At 68.4% G+C, this 21,198-nt stretch carries 20 protein-coding genes; 8 read left to right on the top strand and 12 right to left on the bottom strand.

The genetic code is table 11. From position 1 onward, the window contains the following. Positions 1-72 precede the first annotated feature (72 nt). The 3 genes from purE to BXA00_RS02650 are packed head-to-tail and all read left to right on the top strand — an operon-like array spanning position 73 to position 2,854. Positions 73-594: a 5-(carboxyamino)imidazole ribonucleotide mutase gene (gene purE / locus BXA00_RS02660; protein ID WP_076515963.1), complete on the top strand. Its 522-nt coding sequence runs from the start codon at positions 73-75 to the stop codon at positions 592-594. Between the two features lie 5 nt (positions 595-599). Then, a complete protein-coding gene (locus tag BXA00_RS02655) occupies positions 600-1,790 on the top strand; it encodes a 5-(carboxyamino)imidazole ribonucleotide synthase (protein WP_076515961.1) in 1,191 nt (396 codons plus the stop codon). Between the two features lie 14 nt (positions 1,791-1,804). Beyond that, entirely contained in the window at positions 1,805-2,854 is a 1,050-nt protein-coding gene (locus BXA00_RS02650; RefSeq protein ID WP_076515960.1) for an L-threonylcarbamoyladenylate synthase, read from the top strand. Positions 2,855-2,878: 24 nt separating this feature from the next. Here the strand turns inward: BXA00_RS02650 and BXA00_RS02645 are convergent, their stop codons facing one another. From BXA00_RS02645 to BXA00_RS02630, 4 genes are read right to left on the bottom strand one after another with little or no spacing between them, the layout of a single operon-like run. Next, the gene (locus tag BXA00_RS02645; RefSeq protein ID WP_076515958.1) at positions 2,879-3,706 is read right to left on the bottom strand and encodes an IclR family transcriptional regulator C-terminal domain-containing protein; all 828 of its coding nucleotides are present in this window, start codon (positions 3,704-3,706) and stop codon (positions 2,879-2,881) included. Beyond that, positions 3,706-4,347: a 3-oxoacid CoA-transferase subunit B gene (locus BXA00_RS02640; RefSeq protein WP_076515956.1), complete on the bottom strand. Its 642-nt coding sequence runs from the start codon at positions 4,345-4,347 to the stop codon at positions 3,706-3,708. Before BXA00_RS02640 ends, BXA00_RS02645 begins: the two co-directional genes overlap by 1 nt. A 25-nt stretch (positions 4,348-4,372) precedes the next feature. Further along, the gene (locus BXA00_RS02635) at positions 4,373-5,053 is read right to left on the bottom strand and encodes a 3-oxoacid CoA-transferase subunit A (RefSeq protein ID WP_076515954.1); all 681 of its coding nucleotides are present in this window, start codon (positions 5,051-5,053) and stop codon (positions 4,373-4,375) included. A 44-nt stretch (positions 5,054-5,097) separates the two neighbouring features. Next, entirely contained in the window at positions 5,098-6,117 is a 1,020-nt protein-coding gene (locus BXA00_RS02630) for a tripartite tricarboxylate transporter substrate binding protein (RefSeq protein ID WP_076515952.1), read from the bottom strand. Between the two features lie 353 nt (positions 6,118-6,470). Between BXA00_RS02630 and BXA00_RS02625 the strand changes: the two genes are divergently transcribed. From BXA00_RS02625 to BXA00_RS02605, 5 genes are all read left to right on the top strand, one after another. Beyond that, complete coding sequence (locus BXA00_RS02625) at positions 6,471-7,493, top strand: amino acid ABC transporter substrate-binding protein (RefSeq protein ID WP_076515951.1); 1,023 nt, start codon at positions 6,471-6,473, stop codon at positions 7,491-7,493. A gap of 187 nt (positions 7,494-7,680) precedes the next feature. Next, positions 7,681-8,199 carry a sigma-70 family RNA polymerase sigma factor gene (locus BXA00_RS02620; protein WP_076521758.1) on the top strand — a complete coding sequence of 173 codons (519 nt, stop codon included), beginning with the start codon at positions 7,681-7,683 and terminating at the stop codon, positions 8,197-8,199. Next, positions 8,196-9,158: a FecR domain-containing protein gene (locus BXA00_RS02615; RefSeq protein WP_076515949.1), complete on the top strand. Its 963-nt coding sequence runs from the start codon at positions 8,196-8,198 to the stop codon at positions 9,156-9,158. Before BXA00_RS02620 ends, BXA00_RS02615 begins: the two co-directional genes overlap by 4 nt. Positions 9,159-9,254: 96 nt before the next feature. Further along, complete coding sequence (locus BXA00_RS02610; protein WP_076515947.1) at positions 9,255-11,672, top strand: TonB-dependent receptor; 2,418 nt, start codon at positions 9,255-9,257, stop codon at positions 11,670-11,672. A gap of 212 nt (positions 11,673-11,884) precedes the next feature. After that, positions 11,885-13,444 carry an acetolactate synthase large subunit gene (locus BXA00_RS02605; protein ID WP_076515946.1) on the top strand — a complete coding sequence of 520 codons (1,560 nt, stop codon included), beginning with the start codon at positions 11,885-11,887 and terminating at the stop codon, positions 13,442-13,444. A 23-nt stretch (positions 13,445-13,467) separates the two neighbouring features. On the opposite strand, the gene BXA00_RS02600 is transcribed toward BXA00_RS02605, so the two are convergent. The 8 genes from BXA00_RS02600 to BXA00_RS02565 form a co-directional block, all read right to left on the bottom strand. After that, the gene (locus tag BXA00_RS02600) at positions 13,468-14,178 is read right to left on the bottom strand and encodes an ABC transporter ATP-binding protein (protein WP_076515944.1); all 711 of its coding nucleotides are present in this window, start codon (positions 14,176-14,178) and stop codon (positions 13,468-13,470) included. Continuing rightward, positions 14,175-14,939, bottom strand: coding sequence for an ABC transporter ATP-binding protein (locus tag BXA00_RS02595; RefSeq protein ID WP_076515943.1), 765 nt, complete (start codon positions 14,937-14,939; stop codon positions 14,175-14,177). Before BXA00_RS02595 ends, BXA00_RS02600 begins: the two co-directional genes overlap by 4 nt. Further along, positions 14,932-16,014 (bottom strand): branched-chain amino acid ABC transporter permease, encoded by a 1,083-nt coding sequence (locus BXA00_RS02590; protein WP_076521757.1) that lies wholly within the window; start codon positions 16,012-16,014, stop codon positions 14,932-14,934. The genes BXA00_RS02595 and BXA00_RS02590 overlap by 8 nt, the downstream gene beginning before the upstream one ends. A 45-nt stretch (positions 16,015-16,059) precedes the next feature. After that, positions 16,060-16,941, bottom strand: a complete 882-nt coding sequence (locus BXA00_RS02585; protein ID WP_076515941.1) for a branched-chain amino acid ABC transporter permease — start codon at positions 16,939-16,941, stop codon at positions 16,060-16,062. A 37-nt stretch (positions 16,942-16,978) separates the two neighbouring features. Further along, entirely contained in the window at positions 16,979-18,139 is a 1,161-nt protein-coding gene (locus tag BXA00_RS02580; protein ID WP_076515939.1) for an ABC transporter substrate-binding protein, read from the bottom strand. 55 nt (positions 18,140-18,194) lie between these two features. Next, on the bottom strand, positions 18,195-19,031 hold the full coding sequence (locus tag BXA00_RS02575; protein WP_076521756.1) for an alpha/beta fold hydrolase: 837 nt from the start codon (positions 19,029-19,031) through the stop codon (positions 18,195-18,197). A gap of 2 nt (positions 19,032-19,033) precedes the next feature. Then, complete coding sequence (locus BXA00_RS02570) at positions 19,034-20,593, bottom strand: benzoate-CoA ligase family protein (protein ID WP_076515937.1); 1,560 nt, start codon at positions 20,591-20,593, stop codon at positions 19,034-19,036. Positions 20,594-20,679: 86 nt separating this feature from the next. Then, complete coding sequence (locus BXA00_RS02565; RefSeq protein ID WP_076521755.1) at positions 20,680-21,153, bottom strand: DUF4863 family protein; 474 nt, start codon at positions 21,151-21,153, stop codon at positions 20,680-20,682. Positions 21,154-21,198 lie beyond the last annotated feature (45 nt).

The following is a 21,198-nucleotide window of genomic DNA, read 5'->3' as shown; positions in this document are numbered from 1 at the left end:
TCGCGGGCGGGTTCCGCGCTTTCCTGACATGTCGCGGCGCGCGCGCCGCGGTTCAACTTCTAGACACCGGTTATGACAGACCAGACTTCCGCAGCGGCGCAGGCCACCCCCGTGGTGGGCGTGATTATGGGATCTTCCAGCGATTGGGAGGTCATGAAGCACGCGGTGACGATGCTGGAGGAGTTCGGCGTGGCCTACGAGGCGCGCGTGATCTCCGCGCACCGTATGCCGCAGGACATGGCCGAATACGGGGCCGCGGCGCATCAGCGCGGCCTGCGCGGCATCATCGCCGGCGCCGGCGGCGCGGCGCACCTGCCGGGCATGATGGCGGCCCTGACCGAGGTGCCGGTGTTCGGCGTGCCGGTGCCCTCCAAGTACCTGCGCGGCGAAGATTCGCTGCTGTCCATCGTGCAGATGCCCAAGGGCGTGCCGGTGGCCACCTTCGCCATCGGCGAAGCGGGCGCGGCCAATGCCGCGCTGCACGTGATCGCCACGCTGGCGGGCACCGACGCGGGACTGCACGAAAAGCTGGTGGCGTTCCGCGCCCGCCAGACGCAGGCCGCGCGCGATATGAAGGTTCCGCCCGAGGCCTGATGCGAATGACTCAATCGACTCCTTTCATGATCGCGCCCGGCGGCTGGCTGGGCATGCTGGGCGGCGGCCAGTTGGGCCGCATGTTCTGCCACGCGGCGCAAAGCCTGGGCTACAAGGTTGCGGTGCTGGACCCGGCGGCCGAGTGCCCCGCGGGCATGGTCGCGGACCTGCACATCCAGGCAGCCTATGACGACGAGGCCGGCCTCGCGCAGTTGGCGCAGACCTGCCAGGCCGTCACCACCGAATTCGAGAATGTCCCCGCGGACAGCCTGCGCGCGCTGGCGACGCGCTGCCGCGTCAGCCCGGCGGGCGACGCCGTGGCCATCGTGCAGGACCGCATCGCCGAGAAGACCTTCATCGCCGCGCAAGGCATTCCGGTCGCGCCGCACGCCGCCATCCGCAGCGAAGCCGATCTGCATGCCGCGTCCGACGCGCTCTTTCCCGGCATCCTGAAGGTCGCCCGCCTGGGCTATGACGGCAAGGGCCAGGCCCGCATCGACACGCGCGAAGAAGCGCTGGCCGCTTTCGCCGAATTCGGCGGCGTGGCCTGCGTGCTGGAAGCGCTGATGCCGCTGGACTATGAAATCTCGGTCGTGCTTGCGCGCGGCTTCGACGGCGCGAGCGTGGTGTTTCCCGTGGCCCGCAACGTGCATCGCGACGGCATCCTGGCCGTGTCCACTGTCGCGCCAGTGCAGCAGGACGCCGCCCACGCCGAACGCCAGGCGCGCGCCACCGAGGCGGCGCAGGCCATCGCGCAGGGCCTGGGCTACCACGGGGTGCTGTGCGTGGAGTTTTTCGTGCTCAAGGACGGCAGCCTCATCGTCAACGAGATCGCGCCGCGGCCGCACAACAGCGGCCACTACACTATCGACGCCTGCGTCACCAGCCAGTTCGAGCAGCAGGCGCGCGCCATGGCCGGCCTGCCGCTGGGCGGCACGGATCTGCTGGCGCCCGCCGTCATGCTGAACATCCTGGGCGACATCTGGTACGCCAACGACACCGACACCGCGCAGCGCGAGCCCGATTGGGCGGCGGCGCTGGCGGTGCCGTCGGCCAAGCTGCACCTGTACGGCAAGCGCGAGGCGCGCCGCGGCCGCAAGATGGGCCACGTCACCATCGTGGCGTCCACCCTGCAAGCGGCCCGCGCCGATGCCGCCCGCGTGGCGGCCGCGCTGGGCATGCAGGCGCCCGAGTAACCCACGCCGATCCGATGTCCCAACCCACGCCCGACTCCGCCAGCGCCGCGGAAATCGCCCACGCCGCCCAGCGCATGCTGGACGGCGAGCTGGCCGCCTTTCCGACCGAGACCGTGTACGGCCTGGGCGCGGATGCCGAAAACCCGCAAGCGGTCGCCAAGATCTACGCGGCCAAGGGCCGGCCCTCCAATCACCCCGTCATCGTGCACATCGCCCCGCAGGGCGACGTGTCGTACTGGGCCGCGCAGGTGCCGCCCGAAGCGCGGCTGCTGATCGACGCGTTCTGGCCCGGTCCGCTGACCCTGATCCTCAAGCGCGCGCCGCACATCGTCGACACCGTGAGCGGCGGCCAGGACAGCATCGGTATCCGCTGTCCGTCGCATCCGGTGGCGCAGGCGCTGCTGGCGGCGTTCGCGGCCGGCAAGCCGAACGGGCAGGGCGGCGTGGCCGCGCCGTCCGCCAACAAGTTCGGCCAGGTGTCGCCCACCCGCGCCGAGCACGTGCGCAGCGAGTTTCCCGACGAAGTCGCGGCCGGCATGCCCGTGCTGGAAGGCGGCGCATCGGAAGTAGGCATCGAGTCCACCATCCTGGATCTGTCGCGCCTGGATCGCGGCGCCGGCCCCGTGCTGCTGCGGCCCGGCCACATCAGCGCCGCGCAGATCGAAGCCGTGCTGGGCGTGCAGGTTTTCGCGCCGGACGCCGCGGCGCCGCGCGCCTCGGGCACGCTGAAGGCGCACTACGCGCCGCGCACGCCGCTGGAACTGGCCAGCGACGCGCGCCTGCAAGACGTGCTGCAGGGGCGCAACCTGCCCGAAGGCCGCGTGGTGCTGGTGGCCTATGGCCCGCCGCCCGCCGCGGTCGATCCCCGCGTGCAATGGCAGCCGGTGCCGGCGGACCCGGCGCGGTATGCGCAGGCGCTGTACGGCCTGCTGCGCGATCTGGACGGACAGGGCTATGCGCGCATCATCGTGCAGGCGCCGCCCGCCACCGATGATTGGCACGCGGTCAACGACCGCATCGGCCGCGCGGCCGCGGCCTTCACGCTGGATACGACCGGCCTGTAGCCTGGTCCGGCATGGCCTGGCCGATCACGCGGCCAGGAATTCTCCGATTCGTTCGACGGCCTGCCGCAAGGGCGGCAGGAATTCGTCTTTCAGGCGATCGAGCGGCACGCGCGCGGCCTTGACGCTGACGTTCACGGCCCCGCAAGCCTTGCCGCTGGCCGAGCGCACGGCCACTGAAATTGCGCGCACGTTCAGTTCCAGTTCCTGGTCGACCACCGCATAGCCCTGCTCGCGGATGCGGGCGAGTTCCGCGCGCAGGCGGGCCTCGCTGGTCAGCGTGAATTCCGTGTAGGGCTGCAGGTCGGTCGCCGCGAAATAGCGGGCCAGCGCCGGCTCGGGCAATTCCGCCAGCAGCACGCGCCCGATGGATGTGCAATACGCCGGCAGGCGGCTGCCCAGGCCCATCGAGGTCGCCAGCAGGCGGTTCACTTCGGAACGCGCCAGATACAGCATCTCGTGCCCCTCCATGATGGCCAGCGCGCAGGTTTCGTTCACCGTGGCGCTCAACTCTTCCAGCACGGGCTGCGCCAGCGAGACGAACGGCGTCGAGGAAAAGTAGGCGTAGCCCAGGCCCAGGATGCGCGGCGTCAGCACGTAGAGCCGGCCGTGCTGTTCGGCCATGCCCAGCAGGATCAGCGTGTGCAGGCAGCGCTGCACCACGGCGCGCGGCAGGCCGGCGCGCCGGCTCAGCTCGGCGGCGGTCTGCGGATGGCGGCGCGTGCCGAAGGCGCGGATCACATGCAGGCCGCGGGCCAGCGTCAGCATGTAGTCCGGATCGCCGCGCAACTGGTCGGGATGGTCTTCGGCCGCGGGCGGCGCCGCGTAGCCGGGAGGAGGGAGGTTGGGCAGCATCAGCCTGCGCGCAGCGGCGCGCCGGTGCGCGCCTGCAGTTCGGTCAGAGTCATGCCGTCGATCATATCCCGGACCACCAGCCCGTCCGGCGTGACGTCGATGACGGCGAGGTCCGTGTAGATCCGGTCCACCACGCCGGCGCCGGTGAGCGGATAGGTGCAGCGCTGGACGATCTTGGGATCGCCGTTCTTGCTGTTGTGTTCCATCATGATGAATACGCTGCGCGCGCCCACGGCCAGGTCCATCGCGCCGCCCACGGCAGGCGCTTCGCCCGGCTTGTCGAGCGACCAGTTGGCCAGGTCGCCGTTCTCGGCGACCTGCATGCCGCCCATGACGCAGATGTCCAGGTGGCCGCCGCGCATCATGGCGAACGAGTCCGCGTGATGAAAGTACGATCCGCCCCGCAGCAGCGTCACGGGCTGCTTGCCGGCATTGATGAGGTCCAGGTTGATGTCGGCCTCGGCCGGGGGCGGACCCATGCCCAGGATGCCGTTTTCGCTGTGCAGCACGATCTCGCGATCGTCGGGCAGATGGGCCGCCACCAGCACCGGCATGCCGATGCCCAGGTTCACGTAGCTGCCGTCGGGGATGTCCAGGGCCAGGCGGCGCGCCATGGCTTCGCGGGTCAGGGGACGAAACATGCGGGTTCCTTTACGCGGGGTGGCGTTAGCTGGAAAAGGCGGCGTTGGGCACTTCCGTGACGCGCTTGACGAAGATGCCGGGCGTCACCACCGCCTCGGGGGGCAACTCGCCCAGTTCGGCCTTGGCGCGCACCTGCACGATGGTGGTCTTGGCCGCCATGCACATGATGGGCCCGAAGTTGCGCGCGCTCATGTTGTAGGTGAGATTGCCCCAGCGATCGCCGCGGTCCGCCTTGACCAGCGCGAAGTCGCCATGCAGGGGCTCCTCGAACACGTGGCCGCGGCCGTTGATGATGCGGGTTTCCTTGCCGCGGGCGAGGTCCGTGCCATAGGCGGTGGGGGTGAAGAAGCCGCCCAGTCCCGCGCCGGCCGCGCGCAGCCGTTCGGCGATGGTGCCCTGGGGTACGCATTCCAGGTCGATGCGGCCCTCGCGGTAAAACGCGTCGAAGACCCAGGAATGGGACGCCTTGGGAAACGAGCAGATGACCTTGCGCACGCGCCCGGCCTTGATCAGCGCCGCCAGGCCGGTGTCGCGATTGCCGGCGTTGTTGCTGACCACGGTCAGGTCGCGCGCCCCCTGGTCGATGAGCGCGTGGATCAGTTCGGTGGGCATGCCGGCGCCGCCGAACCCGCTGATCAGCACGGTGGCGCCGTCATGGATGTCCGCGACGGCCGCCGCGGGGGTGTCGATGAACTTGTCGATCATGGGAGCTCCGATGGAGGGCGGGCGCCCAGGGCGCCCGGCCCCGCTCAGTTCACGGTGATGTTCGCCTGCTTGATGATTTCGGCGTAGCGCGCCGAGTCCTTTTTCATCAGATCGGCGAACTGCGCCGGCGTGCCGCCCACGGGCAGAAAGCCCGCATCCACGAACTTCTGCCGCACGTCGGGTTCCTTGACGATCTCGCTGATCTCGCGCGCCATGCGTTCGATGATCGGCTTGGGCGTATTGGCCGGCGCCATCAGCCCCGCCCACGATCCGGTCACGAAGCCCGGCAGGCCCGCTTCTTCCATCGTGGGAATGCCGGGCTCCGTCGGCCAGCGTTCCTTGCCGGTGAACGCCAGCGCCTTCAGGCGGTTCTGCTTCACGTACTGCATCGGGACCAGGATGGGGTCGAACACCATCGACACGCGGTTGCCCAGCAGGTCGGTGAGGATCGGCGCGCTGCCCTTGTAGGCCACATGCGTCATCGTGATCTTGCTCTGCAGCGCGAAGTCGGCGCCGGTCAGGTGCGCGCTGGACCCGTTGCCGCTGGAGGCATAGGTGAGCTTGTCCGGATTCTTGCGGGCGTACGCGACCAGTTCGCTCACGTTGTTCACGGGCAATTCCTGCGACACGAACAGGAACAGCGGCAGGTCCGCCATCTGCACCACGGGCGTCAGGTCCGCAGGTTTGTAGCCCAGTTTGTAGAGGTGGAAATTGATGATGTAGGCCGGCAGCATCGACAGAAACGTATAGCCGTCGGGCTCTGCCTTGGCGACCAGGGCGGACCCCAGGCTGCTGTTGGCGCCCGGCCGGTTCTCGACCACGATGGTCTGGTTCAGGCGCGGCCCGAGCTTTTCCATGACGATGCGCGTGACGGTGTCGGTGGAACCGCCCGGCGTGTACGGCACGATGATCTTGATGGGCTTGCTGGGCCAATCGTCGGCCTGGGCGGGGCCGGCGGCCAGCCCGGTTACCGCCAGGGCGGCGAACAGCAGGTTCCTGAGAGCGTGGCGGCGGTCAGTGGCCGCCGCCGGGCGATGGGGCTGCGATGTGCATACATATGCCATGGACTTGTCTCCTCCATGAATCGGGCGAATGGCGATGCGCGTCCGGATTTTTTTGTGACGCGATCGGTGTTTCCTGGGACTGCGGCTTTGCTGCCTATCGGACAAAGTCGCAAAAAAAGTATGGCACGCGGGGGTGGCCGCGACGGTCCGCCGGGGCGCCGATAAAGTTCGATCACCGGACGCCTGCGAAATTGCGGTGGGCGCCTGGTCGCTGCGGGTTTTCACTAGGAAGGCGCGCGTTGTTCACGGGGTGGACATGGCTTAATCTGGCGGCCGGCCCAGTAAGGCGGGGCCTGGTTTCAGCCGTCGCCGGCTACGAGCCGATGGCGGACACCTATCTCAGGAGAAGCATCATGAAGCGGATTTTGATGGTTGCAGCCAGCACGCTTGCCCTGGCCTGCGCGTCTTCGGCGGCGGTGGCCGGTCCCACGCTGGATGCGGTGAAAAAGAAGGGATTCGTGCAATGCGGCCTGACGGACGGCGTGTCCGGCTTTTCCGCGACGAACAGCAAGGGCGAATGGGAAGGCATGGACGTGGACATCTGCCGCGCCGTGGCCGCGGCCGTGTTCGGCGACGCCTCCAAGTTCAAGGGCACCGCGCTTTCCACCCAGCAACGCTTTACGGCGCTGCAGTCGGGCGAGGTCGACGTGTTGCTGCGCACCGTGACGCTGACCCAGACGCGCGATACGTCGCTGGGCCTGTCCGCGGTCGCCGCCAGCTTCTATGACGGCCAGGGCATCCTGGTCAGCAAGAAGCTGGGCGTCAAGAGCGCGAAGGAACTCAACGGCGCCACGGTCTGCGTGCAGCCCGGCACCACCACCGAACTGAACCTGGCCGACTGGTTCCGCGCCAATAACATCGAGTTCAAGCCGGTCGTGATCGACAAGGTGACCGAGGTCGTGCGGGCCTTCGAATCCGGCCGCTGCGACGCCTTCACGGACGACTCCTCGCAACTGGCCGCCGTGCGCGCCACCCAGGTCGCCAACCCGAACGACTACGAGATCCTGCCGGAGCGATTCTCCAAGGAGCCGCTGGGCCCCATGGTGCGCCAGGGCGACGAGAACTGGCTGGGCATCGTGCGCTGGACGCTCTTCGCGCTGCTGGAAGCCGAGGAATACGGCATCACGCAGAAGAACGTGGATGACATGCTCAAGAGCAAGAATCCCAACGTCCTGCGCATCCTGGGCGTGACGCCGGGGGCCGGCAAGAACATGGGCCTGGACGAGAAGTGGGCCTACAACGCGATCAAGGCGGTCGGCAACTACAGCGAAGTGTTCGAACGCAACGTGGGCAAGGACAGCAAGCTGGGCCTGCAGCGCGGCACGAATGCGCTGTGGAACCAGGGCGGCGCCATGTATCCGTGGCCGATCCGCTGATGCGCCGGCATCCATAAAGGACGGATAAAACCGTCCTGCTCAATCGCGCAAGGCCTCCTCCGGGAGGCCTTGCTGTTTCCGTGCGCGATCGGCATGAGCACAATGCGCCTCTCGGAAAGGGGACGCCTTGGGATGATTGCGATAGAATGCGAGCGATTCCCATTTGCAGGTAACCGCCCGCCGCGCCATGCTTCCGCCTTCCACGCTTTCCCCGGACTATCCGCTGCTGGCCCGGATCTACACCGAAGACAGGCCATGGCTGCTGGGCCGGCTATACACCCGGCTGCGCAACCTCGAAGACGCCGAAGACGTTGCGGGCGACACGTTCGTACAACTCATCCAGACGCCGCGGCTCGCCGCCGTGCGCGAGCCGCGCGCGCTCATCATCACCATCGCCAAACGCCTGGTCTGGAAACTGTGGCGCCGCCGCGAGCTGGAAGCCGCGTGGCTGGAAAGCCTGTTCCACCAGGGCGAGCAATTTGCCCCGTCGCCGCAGGAACAGCTTGCGATCCTGCAGACGCTGCAGCAGGTGGACCAGATGCTCGACGGCCTGTCGGCGAAGGCGCGTGCCGCGTTCCTGTACAGCCAGCTCGATGGCCTGACGCACAAGGAAATCGCCGCCGCGCTGGGCGTGTCGGTGAGCATGGTGCGCCAGTACATCGCGCAGGCGCTGCAGCGCTGCTACGCATTGGCGGACGCGCCATGAGCCGCGAGCCGTCGATGGCCGAGGCCGGTGAACGGGCGATCGGCTTCTGGCTCAAGCTGACCTCGGGCGAGGCGACGGACGCCGACCATGCCGCCTGTGCGGCCTGGCGCGCGGCTGACCCCGCCCATGAACGCGCCTGGGCGCGGCTGCAGCAGGGTCTCAGTCAGTCGGTGGGCCGGTTGGAAACAGTCATGAAGAACGAGCACCACGCGCTGCGGCGCACGCTGGTGCGTCCGGCGCGCCGCCGCGTGCTGCTCAACGTGGCCGGCTTGGCTGGCGCCGCAGCAGCCGGCGGCTGGGCGGCCAACCGCCACTCCCCGCTGGGCAATCTGACCGCCGATCTGGGCACGGCTACGGGCGAACGCCGGACGTTCACGCTGCCGGATGGCAGCCTGCTGACCCTGGACGCGCGCAGCCGGGTGGACCTGGATTTCACGGCGGACGCGCGCCGCGTGCGGCTATTGGAGGGGGCGCTGGTGCTGCAGCCGCGCGCAGGCCTTTCCGCGCTGTTGTCCGTGCACACGCCTCACGGCCAGGTCCGTAGCGCGGGCGCCGGCTGCATGGTGCGGCTGGAACACGAGGCCAGCCTGGCGGTGGCGTTGCAGAGCAGCGTCGAGATCCTGCCGCGCAAGGCGTCGCCCCTGGCGCTGGCAATGGCCCAAGGCGCGCGCTTTGGCGATGGCTGGGTGGATCGTCCAGCACCGATGGAAGACGCCGCCTCGTGGCGCGAGGGATGGCTCACGGCCCGTGACCAGCCGCTGGGCGAGATCGCCGCGGCGCTGGGCAGCTACCGCACGGGTGTATTGCGCGTCAGCCCGCAGGCCGCCCGCCTCGCCGTGTCGGGGCTCTATCCGCTGGACGACCCCGAGCGCGCGCTGAGCGCGCTGGAACACACGCTGCCGATCACCGTCAGCCGCTACACGCGCTGGCTGACCCTGATCGACCTGCGCCGGGCCTGACCGCCTTTTTTCACTTTTTTCGCATGGGGACTGTCACTTTTCCGATCTCGCGGCACATGTCTACATATCACTGTGCGCAACGTATCGGAGATCCTCATGCGCGTCTTGCCCGTTCCTTCTGTCTTATGCGCCGCCATCGTCCTGGCGGTATCCAGCCTGGGCCTGCCCGTGCCCGCCCAAGCCCAATCGGGGGCGCCCATCGCGTTCGACCTGCCGGCCGGCAGCCTGGACGCCACCCTGACCGAGATCGCGCGGTTGAGCCGGACCGTGGTGTCCTACGACCCGCAACTGGTGCGCGGCCTGGAGGCCCCCGCCGTGACCGGCGTCTACACCGTCGATGCCGCGCTGCGCCAGGCGCTGTCGGGCAGCGGACTGGAACCGGCGCGCGCCGCGGACGGCACGCTGACGCTACGGCGTGTCCCGGCAGCGCAGACGACCACGCTGGCGCCGGTTACCGTGTCCGGCATGCTGCCGCCCACGGATACCCGCGGCACCTATGTGGTGCAGGCGACCAATAGCGCGACACGCCTGAACCTGTCGCCGCGCGAGACGCCCCAGTCCGTGACGGTCGTGACGCGCCAGCGCATGGACGACCAGTCGATGAAGAACCTGGACGACGTGCTGCAGGCCACGACCGGCATTTCGGTGGTGCAGAACGGCTCGGAGCGTTCCGTGTACCAGGCGCGCGGCCAGTTGATCGACAACCTGCAGATCGACGGCGTGCCCGCGAACATCAGCAACGCCTATTCGTTCGATGCCATCAACAAGCCCACCACCGAGATCTATGACCGCGTCGAGGTGGTGCGCGGCGCCACCGGGCTGCTGGAAGGGGCGGGCAATCCGGCCGCGTCGATCAACCTGATACGCAAGCGCCCCGGCATGGAAACCCAGGGCGTGTTGACCGTGTTGGCCGGGTCCTGGGACGACTACCGCACCATGCTGGACGTGTCGTCCCCGCTGAACGAGGCCAAGACCCTGCGCGGCCGTGCCGTGATGGCCTACACCGACGCGGGCAGTTTCAAGGAAAAGGCGGGCAAGGAGAACCAGCTCTTCTACGGCATCCTGGAAGCGGACCTCACTCCGGCCACCACGGTGACGGCGGGCTTCAGCTACCAGAAGGACCGCAACCAGGGATATGACTGGTCGGGGCTGCCCACGCAGGCCGACGGCGCGTTCTACCCGATGTCGCGCAAGACGGCCCTGGTCGGCGACTGGAATTACCTGAACAAGCGCAATACCAACCTGTTCGCCGACATCAAGCATGAGTTCGGCAATGGCTGGCGGTTCACGGTGGCCGGGAACTGGCTGTCGGCCAAGTCCGACTTCCTGGGCAACTACACGCAGCGCACGGAGGGCGACACGTTCACGCTGAATCCGCGCCTGTTCCAGTACGACGATACGCAGTGGGGCGTGGACGCCTACGCGTCCGGCCCGTTCCAACTGCTGGGCCGCCAGCACGAACTGGTGGTGGGCGCGTCCACCCGCAAGGACGATTTCGACTATCACGGCGGACGCGACGCCAGCTACCGTTACCTGGTCGACATGAACAACCTGGCTGCGTTCGACCCGCCCGCACCCACGGGGCTGGACGCGCACATGTGGCAGTACAACATCACGCAAAAGCAGCAGGGCATCTACACGGCGGGGCGTTTCAGCCTGACCGACAGCACCACCTTCATCCTGGGCGCGCGCATGAGCTGGTTCGAGTTCGACCGCTATGCCCAGACCACGGTGCGCACGGAAAGCCGCTATGAGCAGCGCGGCAAGGTCACGCCCTATGCGGGCGTGGTGCAGGACCTGAACGAGAACCTGTCGGCCTACGCCAGCTACACCGAAATCTTCAAGCCGCAGGAAAACATCGGCGTCGACGGCAGCGTGCTGCCGCCGATGACCGGGCAGAACTACGAGATCGGCCTGAAAGGCGAATTCATGGACCGCCGGGTGAACGCCGCGCTGGCCCTGTTCCAGACGGACCAGAAAGGCCGGGCGGACCTGATCCAGGATAGCGATCTGTGCCCGCCGGGCATCTTTTCCTGCTACCGCGCCGCCGAGAAGGTGCGCAACCGCGGCGTGGACGTCGAGATCAATGGCGCGATCACGCCGGCCTGGAACGTCAGCCTGGGCTACACGTACACGCAATCCAAGTATGCGCAGGGGCCTTTGTCCGGCCAGACCTTCGCCAGCACCTACCCGCGCCATCTGCTGAAGGTGTCCACCGACTACCGGCTGCCAGACCGCTGGAACAAGCTGCGCGTGGGCGGGTCGGTCTACGCGCAGAGCGGCATCTTCAATGCCAGCACCCCGGACGAGGACGAGGAATACAAGATTTCGCAGGGCGCCTACACGCTGGTCGGGCTGCACGCGGTCTACGACGTCAACAAGAACCTGGCGGTTCAGTTCAACGTGGACAACCTGTTCGACCGGCACTACTACCAGTCCGTGGGCAATACCAACTATTGGAATTACTTCGGCCAGCCGCGCACGTTCCGGCTCGCGGTGCGGGCGACGTTCTAGGCGACGCGCTGGCCGCCTGGCGGTTCGGGGGGCGGACGGCTCGCGCCCCGTTAACTCGCCCGTCTTGTTCCGACAGGCGAAATACAGCGGGAATGGTTCCATGAGGGCGGCCTGAAATGGCTCTATCGCGAATCCGCCAGGCTCCCTATCATGTCCGTTGCGCGGGTGGCGATGCCACCCGCACTGCCATTGATAACTACCAGGGAAACACGATGAACGGCGCCGACAGCCTCTGCGACACCTTGCTTGCCAATGATGTGGACGTTTGCTTTGCGAACCCGGGCACATCCGAGATGCACTTTGTGGCGGCGCTGGATCGCAAGCCCAAGATGCGCTGCGTGCTGGGCCTCTTCGAAGGCGTGGTGACGGGCGCCGCCGACGGTTACGCGCGCATGGCCGACAAGCCCGCGGCCACGCTGCTGCACCTGGGCCCTGGCCTGGGCAACGGCCTGGCCAACCTGCACAACGCCAAGCGCGCGCGCACCCCCATGGTCAACATCGTGGGCGACCACGCTACCTATCACGTCCAGTACGACGCGCCGCTGACCAGCGACGTGGAAGGCGTGGCGCGGCCCATGTCGCATTGGGTCAAGCGCACGATGACCGCCTCGGCGCTATCGGCGGACGCGGCCGAGGCCGTCGCCGTGGCGCGGCGCGCGCCCGGCAACATCGCCACCCTGATCCTGCCGGCCGACACGGCCTGGACCGAGCTGCCCGATGACGCACCCGCGCCCATCATCGCCAAGGACGAGGCGTTGGCGCACACCACCGCCGACGCCGTGCGCGCGGCGGCCGACGCCATCCGCTCGGGCGAAGTCACCGTGCTGATGCTGGGCGGCGCCGCCCTGCGCGAGCGCGGCTTGAACGCAGCCGGCCGCATCGCGCGCGCCACCGGCGTGCGCCTGGTGTCCGAAACGTCCAACCGCCGCATCGAGCGCGGCGGATCGCGAACCCCGGTGGACCGCCTGCCGTATCCGATCGACCTGGCCGTGGCCAAGCTGAAGGACGTGAAGCACCTGGTGTTGGCGGGCGCGAAGTCGCCGGTCGGGTTCTTTGCCTATCCCGGCAAGCCCAGCCTGCTGGCGCCGCAGGACAGCAACCAGGTCGTGCTGGCGACGGCCGATCAGGACCTGCCGCACGCGCTGGAATGGCTGGCCGACGAGCTGGGCATCGCCGCCGACGCGCCGCGCCTTGCGGCGCCCGCCGCCACCTACGAGGTGCCCGCCGCGGGCAAGCTGACCGGCGCCGCGGTGAACATCCTGGTCGCGCACCACCTGCCCGAACAGGCCATCGTGTGCGATGAATCCATCACGCAGGGCCGCGAATTCCCGCTCTACAGCGTCAGCAGCGCGCCGCACGACTGGCTGATGCTGACCGGCGGCGCCATCGGCATCGGGCTGCCCCTGGCGACGGGCGCTGCGGTGGCCTGCCCCGACCGCAAGGTCGTGACCCTGCAGGCGGACGGGAGCGGCATGTACACCCTGCAGGCCCTGTGGACGCAGGCGCGCGAGAACCTCGACTGCCTCACCATCATCCTGGCCAACCGCTCCTACGCCACGCTGCACGGCGAAATGAAAAACGTGGGCGTGCTGGAGCCGGGCCGCAATGCGCGCCGCATGCTGGACCTGCAGGATCCGCACCTGGACTGGACGCAGTTGGCTCGCGGCATGGGCGTCGAAGCGGTCAGCGTGGATACGATCGAAGGCTTCGCGCGCGCGCTGGCCGATGGTCTCAAGCGGCGCGGCCCCTTCCTGATCGAAGCGTTGATCTGAGCGCCAGGCGCGCCTATCCAGGCCTACACCCCCAGATAGCGCGTCAATTGTTCGGGCTGCCGGGCGAGCGACGCGCTGTCGCCGTCCTGCACGATCAGCCCCTTCTCCATGACCAGGCACCGGTCGGTGTGTTCCAGCACCGCCCGGTAATTGCGGTCCACGATCAGCGTGGACATCCCGGTCGCGCGGATCTCGCGGATGATGCGCCAGATCTCGGCCACGATGAGCGGCGCGAGGCCTTCGGTGGCTTCGTCCAGGATCAGCAGGTCCGGATTGGTCATCAACGCGCGGCCGATGGCCAGCATCTGCTGCTCGCCGCCCGACAATTGCTGGCCGCCATGGCCCAGGCGCTCGCGCAGGCGCGGAAAGGTGTCCAGCACCCGCGCATACGTCCAGTCCTGGCCCGCGCGCCTGCCCGGCCGCGCCGCCACCTGCAGGTTCTCGCGCACGTTCAGGTTGGGAAAGATGCCGCGCCCCTCGGGCACGTAGGCCACGCCCATGCGCGCAATCGCATGCGGCTGCGCGTGCGTGCAATCGCTGCCCCGCACCCGCACATTGCCGCGCGCGCTTCTCACATGGCCCATCAGGCTGCGGATGAGCGTCGTCTTGCCCATGCCGTTGCGGCCCACCAGTCCCACGGATTCGCCGGGGGCGATGTGCATGTCCACGCCCCGCAGGACGTGGCTGGCGCCGTAGTACACATGCAGTCCGCCAGCTTCGATCAGCGCGCTCATGCGTGCGCTCCTTGTCCGTCTTCGCCCAGGTAGGCGGTGCGCACCTCGGGGTTGGCGCGGATCTGCGCCGGGGCGCCGCTGGCGATGGCCGCGCCGTTGACCATGACGGTGACGGTGTCGGCGATGCGGAACACGGCGTCCATGTCGTGTTCGACCAGCAGGATCGCGTGCCCGGCCTTCAATGTCTGCAGCAGGTCCAGGATGCGGTCGGTTTCCTCGGGGCCCATGCCGGCCAGCGGTTCGTCCAGCAGCAGCACCTGCGGTTCGCCCGCCAGGCACATCGCGATCTCGAGCTGACGCTTGCGGCCGTGCGGAAGCAGGCCGGCGGGCTGGCGGGCGTCGCCGGATAGCCCGGTGCGGTCCAGCGCGGCGCCCGCCAGCTCGGCGCTGCGCCGGCAGGCGGCGGCATCACGCCACCAGTGCCAGAAGCGCTGCCGGCTTGCCTGCGCGGCCAGCCGGCAGTTTTCGAAGACGCTGAGTTCGGGAAAGATCGTGGATCGCTGGTAGCTGCGGCCCAGCCCGGCGCGGGCCCGCTCGGGTTGCGGCCAGGCGGTGATGTCGCGGCCGCGCAGCATGACCTGGCCGCTGCTGGCCGCCAGCTCGCCCGACAGGATGTTGATGAGCGTGGATTTGCCCGCGCCGTTGGTGCCGATCACGGCATGCACCTGGCCGCGCAGCAGGCCGAGCGATACGCCGTTCACCGCGGTGAGGCCGCCGAAGCGGCGGGTGACCGCGGTCGCGGCCAGCAAGAGATCAGACATGGCGTTCTCCCTGGAGGGGCAGGCGCGGCGCGGCGGGCATGGCCTCGGCGCGCGACGCGCTGCCGGCGTCGGTTCGGGGGCTGGTCGTGCCTGCCGCACGCGCGGCATCCGCCACGCGCGCCTGCCGGCGTTCGCGCCATTGGGCGGGCAGTCCGGCCAGCCCGTTGGGCAGCAATGCCACCAGCACGATGATGGCGATGCCCAGCGGCAGATGCCAGTGGCGCGCATAGTCGCCGAACAATTCCTGCGACTGGAACAGTTCCTGCAACAGCACCATCGTTACCGTGCCCAGCACCGCGCCGCCCAGGCTGCCCATGCCGCCCAGGATGACCATCAGTAGCACCAACCCCGATTGCTCCCACGCCAGCAGTTCGGGCGTCACGAACCCGTCCTTCAGGGCGAACAGGAAACCCGCCAGGCCGGCCAGCATGGCGCCCACGACGTAGGCGGCCAGCTTGTAGCGATAGGTCGAGTAGCCGGCCGCGCGCATGCGCTGTTCGTTGATGCGGATGCCGTTCAGGGCGGCGCCGAACGGCGAGCGCCGCAGCAGCGCAAGAAAGCCCCAGGTCAGCGCCAGGCCGGCCAGGACGAAGAAATAGAACGTGGCCGGGTCGCCCAGGTCCACGGGCGTCCACCCGCCCAGCGACAGGTCGGGCCGGAAGTACAGATAGATGCCGTCGCTGCCGCCGCCGATCTTGGTGTCGTGAAAGACGTAATAGGCCATCTGCGAAAACGCCAGCGTGACCATGATGAAGTACACGCCGCGCGTGCGCAGCGCGAGCGCACCCGTGACCAGCGCATAGGCGCCCGCGGCCAGCAGGGCGGCGGGCAGCAGCCACCACAGGCTGGCCGCTTCCGACTCGGGCGACAGCAGCGCCGCCACGTAGGCGCCGATGCCGAAGAACGCGGCGTGGCCCAGGCTCACCAGTCCCGCCCCGCCCACCAGCAACTGCAGGCTGAGCGCGAAGATGGCGTAGATCATGATCTTGACCGCCAGGCCGGTGTAGTAGTCGCTGCCGCTGAACCAAAAGGCGGCCAGCGCCAGCAGCGCGGCAAGGGGCAGGAGTCTGTTCATCAGCGGCGTGCGCATGCGAGGGTCCTTTTGATGTGTCGACAGGACCTAGCCCTGTTTGAACAGCCCTTCGGGCTTGCAAAGAAGAATGAAGGCCATCAGCAGATAGACCAGCACGCCCGCCGCCGACGGGAACAGCACCTGTCCGAAGGTCTCGGCAAAGCCGACCAGCATCGCGGCCAGGAAGGCGCCGCGGATGGACCCGATGCCGCCGATCACCACGACCACGAAGCAGATGATGAGCACGCCATTGCCCATGCCCGGATAGACCGACGAGACGGGCGCGGCGATGCTGCCGGCCAGCGCCGCCAGCGCCACGCCGGCCGCGAAGACGACGCGGTAGAGCTTGTTGATGTCGATGCCGAGCGAGCCGATCATCTCGCGGTTGCTGGCGCCCGCGCGCAGCATCATGCCCAGCCGCGTGCGCGAAATCACCCAATACAGCAGCAGCGCGACGGCGATGCCCACGCCCGAGATGAACAGGCGGTAAACGGGGTAGGTCATCACGCCGCCCAGCGGGATGCTGCCCTGCAGCCACGCCGGCAGCGGCACCCCGTGCACGTCGTTGCCGACCAGGATGCTGCGCAGCTCCTCGAACACCAGGATCAGGCCGTAGGTCATCAGCACCTGCTGCAGGTGGTTGCGCTTGTACAGGTAGCTGAAGAACGCCGCTTCCAGCACATACCCCAGCACGCCGGCCGCCAGCACGCACACGGCCAGCGTTGCGAGGAACCCGCCGCCCAGCCAGCGGTCCACCAGCGGCCCGAGCGCAAACGCCATGTAGGCGCCGATCATGTAGAAACTGCCGTGGGCCAGATTGATGATGCCCATGATCCCGAAGATCAGCGTGAGTCCGCTGGCCACCAGGAACAGCAGCAAGCCGTACTGGAATGCGTTCAGGCTTTGAATGAGCAGGATGCTGATGTCCATGGGGCCTCCCGTGGCGGACGCGTTCGGGGCGCCGCGGCTACAGCTTGCAGCCGCGGGCGGGATCGGCCAGCTTCTGCACCGCGACCTCGACCACCTTGTTTTCCAGGCCGTCCACGCGGCGCAGGTAGATGTCCTGCACCGGGTTGCCGGCCTTGGACAGCGTGAACGTGCCGCGCGGGCTGTCCACGGTCGCCGTGCGCATGGCGCTGCGGAAGGCGTCCTTCTTCGAGAAGTCGCCCTTCACGGCGCTCAGCCCCGACTGCATGAGCTGCGCGGCGTCATAGCCCTGCACCGCGTACACGTCCGGCTGCACCTTGTACGCCTTGGAATAGTCGGCGCGGAAGGCGTTGTCGCGCGGGGTGTTCAGGCCGTCGGCATAGTGCAGCGTGGTCAGCAGCCCCTGCGCGGAAGCGCCCTGCGCCTGCAGCGTGCCGTCCGTCAGGAAGCCCGAGCCATACAGCGGGATCGTCTTGTCCAGGCCGGCCGCGTGATAGTCCTGCACGAACTTCACGGCGCCGCCGCCCGCGAAAAAGGTGAAGACCATGTCGGGCTTGAGCGCGGCGATCTCCGTCAGCAGCGATTGGAATTCCACGTTGGGGAAGGGCAGGCTCAGCTCGCGCACGACCTTGCCGCCGGCCTTCTCGAAGCCTTCCTTGAAGCCGCCGATGGCTTCGTCGCCCGCCGCGTACTTCCAGGTGATGGTGACGGCCGTCTTGTGGCCCTTGGCGTTGGCCACGGGGCCCATGGCGTAGGCTGGCTGCCAGTTGGTGAACGAGGTGCGGAAGATGCCGGGCCCGCACAGCGGTCCGGTGATCGCGTTGGCGCCGGCGTTGGTGACGATGAGCGTCGTGTCGGCGTCCTTGGCCGCCTTGGCCAGCGCCATCGCCACCCCCGAATGCACCGTCCCGATCAGCACGTCCACCTGGTCGCGCTTGATGAGGCGGTTGGCGTTCTCCGCCGCCTTGGCCGGATTGGACTCGTCGTCCACCTTGAAGTATTCGATCTCGCGCCCGCCCAGCTTGCCGCCCTGTTCGGCGACGTAGAGCTTGAAGCCGTTTTCGATGGCGGTGCCGAGCGCGGCGAAGGTGCCGCTGTAGGGCAGCATGAAGCCGACCTTGAGCTTGTCGTCGGCATGCGCGCCGCCTGCGGCGATCGTCAGGGCGGCGGCAAGCGCGGCCCGGGTCAGGACGTGGTTCATGGTGTGTCTCCGTGCTTGTTATGGGCGGACGCCGGGGCCGGTGCGCGGCTTGGGGTCAACCGGGTTTTTCCAGCGCGCCGACAAAGCGTGCGACGGCCTGGACAACGGTGGCGGGCTGATCCCGGTGCGGCGAATGGCCGCAGTCCGGAATCTCCAGCAGTTCGGTTTGCGGCGCGCGCCGGCCGATGGCGCGCACCTGTTCCAGCGTGCCGTATTCGTCGTCGACACCCTGGATCGCCAGCACCGGGCAGGCAATGCGTTCCAGCGCGTCTTCGATGTTCCAGGCGCGGAATTCAGGGTTCAGCCAGATGTCGTTCCAGCCCCAGAACGCGGAGTCCACGTCCTGGTGGTGGCGGCCCAGCCGGGCGCGCAGGTCCGATTCCAGATAGGCCGTGCGCGCCTGCGCGATGCTGGCCACGGAAACGTCTTCGACGAACAGATGGGGCGCGGCAGCCACGACGCCGGCCACGGCGTCCGGATACGCCGCGGCGTAGAGCAACGCGATCGAGCCGCCGTCGCTATGGCCGAACAGCACGGGCTTGTCCCGGCGGGCGTCCACGCCCAGGACCTCGAGCAGGGCGGGCAGGACCTCTTGCGCCTCGCGGTGCATGAAATCCGGGGCCCAAGCCTCGCTCAGGGGGCGCGCGGTCGATTGCCCGTATCCGTAGCGCGAATACACCAGGCCGCGGCAATTGGCCTGGTCGCAGACGCGCGTCGGCCAGTCCTTCCACATCGACACCGATCCCAAGCCCTCGTGCAGGAACACGATGAGCGGCGCGTCGGCGCGCTCGGGCGCGATCCACTGGCATTCCAGCCGCAGGTCGCGGCCGCGCGCGTGCAGGTTGGCAAATACCGTGCCGGCGTCTGCGGTCGTGGTCGTGGTCGTGGTCATGGTCATGGCGTGGCCTCTTCCAGTGCGCGCAGGCGAAAGCGCTGGATCTTGCCCGTGGCGGTCTTGGGCAGCTCATCCAGGAAGTCGATCTGGCGCGGATACTTGAACGGCGCGAGGTGCTGCTTGACGTAGTGCTGCAGGGCGGCGCCGGTCTGGGCATCGGGCTCGAAGCCGGCGCGCAGCACGACATAGGCCTTGGTCTTGACCAGCCCATCGGGGTCCGGCACGCCGATCACCGCCGCTTCCAGCACGGCTTCGTGCTGGATCAGGATGTTCTCGACCTCCACCGGCGACACGTACTGTCCGCTGACCTTGATCATGTCGTCGCTGCGCCCGGCGTAGGTGTAGTAGCCGTCCGGATCGCAAACGTACTTGTCGCCGCTTTTCAGCCAGTCGCCCAGGAAGCACTGGCGCGTCTTGTCGCGGTTGTTCCAGTACATCAGCGCGGCGCTGGGGCCCTTGATGTAGAGGTCGCCGATGACGCCCTGGGCGACGGGCACGCCGTTGTCGTCACGCAGCTGGACCTCGTAGCCCGGCACGGGCTTGCCCGTGGTGCCGTAGCGCAATTGACCCGCGCGGTTCGAGAGGAAGATGTGCAGCATTTCGGTGGACCCGATGCCGTCCAGGATTTCGCAGCCGAAGTGGCGCGTGAAGCGCTCGCCGATGTCGCGCGGCAAGGCCTCGCCCGCGGACGTGCAGATCCGCATCGCCACCTGGTCGCGCGGCGGCAGGGCGGGCGAGGCCAGCATGCTGGCATACAGCGTGGGCACGCCGTAGAACACCGTGGGGCGATGCCGAACCAGGCGCTGGAAAACCGCCTGCGGCGTGGGGCGTTCGGCCATCAGCACGACGGTCGCGCCGACCGACAGCGGGAAGGTCAGGCCGTTGCCCAGGCCATAGGCAAAGAACAGCTTCGCGGCCGAGAACACCACGTCGCTTTCGCGGATGCCCAGGATGGGTTTGGCATAGAGTTCGGCCGTGTGCCAGAGGTTGCCGTGCGTGTGCACCACACCCTTTGGCTTGCCGGTGGACCCGGACGAATACAGCCAGAACGCGATTTCATCAGACAGGGTGCGCACGGCCGGCGCGGGCGACGCCGCGGACAGCAGGGATTCGAATTCGTGGGCGCCGTCGGGCAGGTCCGTTCCCGGCTGCGAGACGACCAGGTGTTCCACGTCGGCCGGCGCCTGGGACAGCGCCGCCTGCAGGACGGGCAGCAGGGCGCCCGACACGAACACGGCGCGCACGCGGCTGTGCGCAATGATGTAGGCGTAGTCGTCGGCCGTGAGCAGGGTGTTCACCGCCACCGGCACGACGCCGGCGTGCAGGGCGCCCAGGAACACCACCGGCCAGTCGGCGGTGTCCTGCATCAGCAGCAGGATGCGCTCCTCGCGGCGCAGGCCCAGGCCGCGCAGCGCGCCCGCCATGCGGGCCACCCGCTGCGCCAGTTCGCCATACGTGAGCTGGCGGGTGTCGTCGATGTAGGCCGGCTTGGCGGCGCGAGGCGCGTTCAGCGCGGCCAGGTGGCTGGCGAAATTGAGTTCGGCGGGGCAAGGGTTCACGGTTGTCTCCTGGTGTCCTCGTGGGGCGGACGCCCTGCCTGTGTTTGTTGTGTGGCGGCAGGGCTTGCGAATGTCCGGACCGGTTGTCAGCCGGGGCGCGTGAATTCGATGGCCCCGCCGGGCAGCAGGTACAGCACCAGGGCGCGGCCCTGCGTCACGGTGGGGCTGTGGGCCGAGCCCGGTCCGTAGACCAGCCAGCCCGCGCCATGGCCGTCGAAGCGGGCGTCGCCGGTGAGCGGCATGATCATGTCGATCTCGCCGTTGGGGTGGGCGTGGTGCGGACCCGCCAGGTCGTCCATGTCGACCACGTCCACGGAACAGCCGCCCAGGTCGTCGGCAGGCTTGATCACGCGGCCGTACTTGATGCCGCCGCCTTCGCGGGCGCACATCCAGCCGTCGGCGACGCCCTGCCTACAGGTGGCGAAGATGTCCTGGAACAAGGCGCTGTGCGGCCCGGCCACGTCATTGAGCCGGGCTTGCAGCGCCGCATCCAGCGGCTGGCCGGCCGTCAGGCGCGTCACGTCGCGCATCAGGGCATGGAATTGGTCTGGCGTACTCACCAAGCGGCTCCTTTACACTGTCGGCGCTCCGGCAGTCCGTAGGTG

The sequence above is a fragment of the Achromobacter sp. MFA1 R4 genome (assembly GCF_900156745.1).
GTDB lineage: Bacteria > Pseudomonadota > Gammaproteobacteria > Burkholderiales > Burkholderiaceae_B > Achromobacter.
This window is presented reverse-complemented; position numbering and strand designations above follow the sequence as displayed.

Excerpts from the sequence above, each read along its gene's own strand:
- purE (WP_076515963.1), top strand. The coding sequence starts at position 73 with ATGACAGACCAGACTTCCGCAGCGGCGCAGGCCACCCCCGTGGTGGGC.
- BXA00_RS02645 (WP_076515958.1), bottom strand. The coding sequence starts at position 3,706 with ATGCTGCCCAACCTCCCTCCTCCCGGCTACGCGGCGCCGCCCGCGGCC.
- BXA00_RS02630 (WP_076515952.1), bottom strand. The coding sequence starts at position 6,117 with ATGGCATATGTATGCACATCGCAGCCCCATCGCCCGGCGGCGGCCACT.
- BXA00_RS02610 (WP_076515947.1), top strand. The coding sequence starts at position 9,255 with ATGCGCGTCTTGCCCGTTCCTTCTGTCTTATGCGCCGCCATCGTCCTG.
- BXA00_RS02595 (WP_076515943.1), bottom strand. The coding sequence starts at position 14,939 with ATGTCTGATCTCTTGCTGGCCGCGACCGCGGTCACCCGCCGCTTCGGC.
- BXA00_RS02635 (WP_076515954.1), bottom strand. The coding sequence starts at position 5,053 with ATGATCGACAAGTTCATCGACACCCCCGCGGCGGCCGTCGCGGACATC.
- BXA00_RS02575 (WP_076521756.1), bottom strand. The coding sequence starts at position 19,031 with ATGACCACGACCACGACCACGACCGCAGACGCCGGCACGGTATTTGCC.
- BXA00_RS02650 (WP_076515960.1), top strand. The coding sequence starts at position 1,805 with ATGTCCCAACCCACGCCCGACTCCGCCAGCGCCGCGGAAATCGCCCAC.
- BXA00_RS02615 (WP_076515949.1), top strand. The coding sequence starts at position 8,196 with ATGAGCCGCGAGCCGTCGATGGCCGAGGCCGGTGAACGGGCGATCGGC.
- BXA00_RS02590 (WP_076521757.1), bottom strand. The coding sequence starts at position 16,014 with ATGAACAGACTCCTGCCCCTTGCCGCGCTGCTGGCGCTGGCCGCCTTT.
- BXA00_RS02600 (WP_076515944.1), bottom strand. The coding sequence starts at position 14,178 with ATGAGCGCGCTGATCGAAGCTGGCGGACTGCATGTGTACTACGGCGCC.
- BXA00_RS02580 (WP_076515939.1), bottom strand. The coding sequence starts at position 18,139 with ATGAACCACGTCCTGACCCGGGCCGCGCTTGCCGCCGCCCTGACGATC.
- BXA00_RS02585 (WP_076515941.1), bottom strand. The coding sequence starts at position 16,941 with ATGGACATCAGCATCCTGCTCATTCAAAGCCTGAACGCATTCCAGTAC.
- BXA00_RS02625 (WP_076515951.1), top strand. The coding sequence starts at position 6,471 with ATGAAGCGGATTTTGATGGTTGCAGCCAGCACGCTTGCCCTGGCCTGC.
- BXA00_RS02640 (WP_076515956.1), bottom strand. The coding sequence starts at position 4,347 with ATGTTTCGTCCCCTGACCCGCGAAGCCATGGCGCGCCGCCTGGCCCTG.
- BXA00_RS02655 (WP_076515961.1), top strand. The coding sequence starts at position 600 with ATGACTCAATCGACTCCTTTCATGATCGCGCCCGGCGGCTGGCTGGGC.
- BXA00_RS02620 (WP_076521758.1), top strand. The coding sequence starts at position 7,681 with ATGCTTCCGCCTTCCACGCTTTCCCCGGACTATCCGCTGCTGGCCCGG.
- BXA00_RS02605 (WP_076515946.1), top strand. The coding sequence starts at position 11,885 with ATGAACGGCGCCGACAGCCTCTGCGACACCTTGCTTGCCAATGATGTG.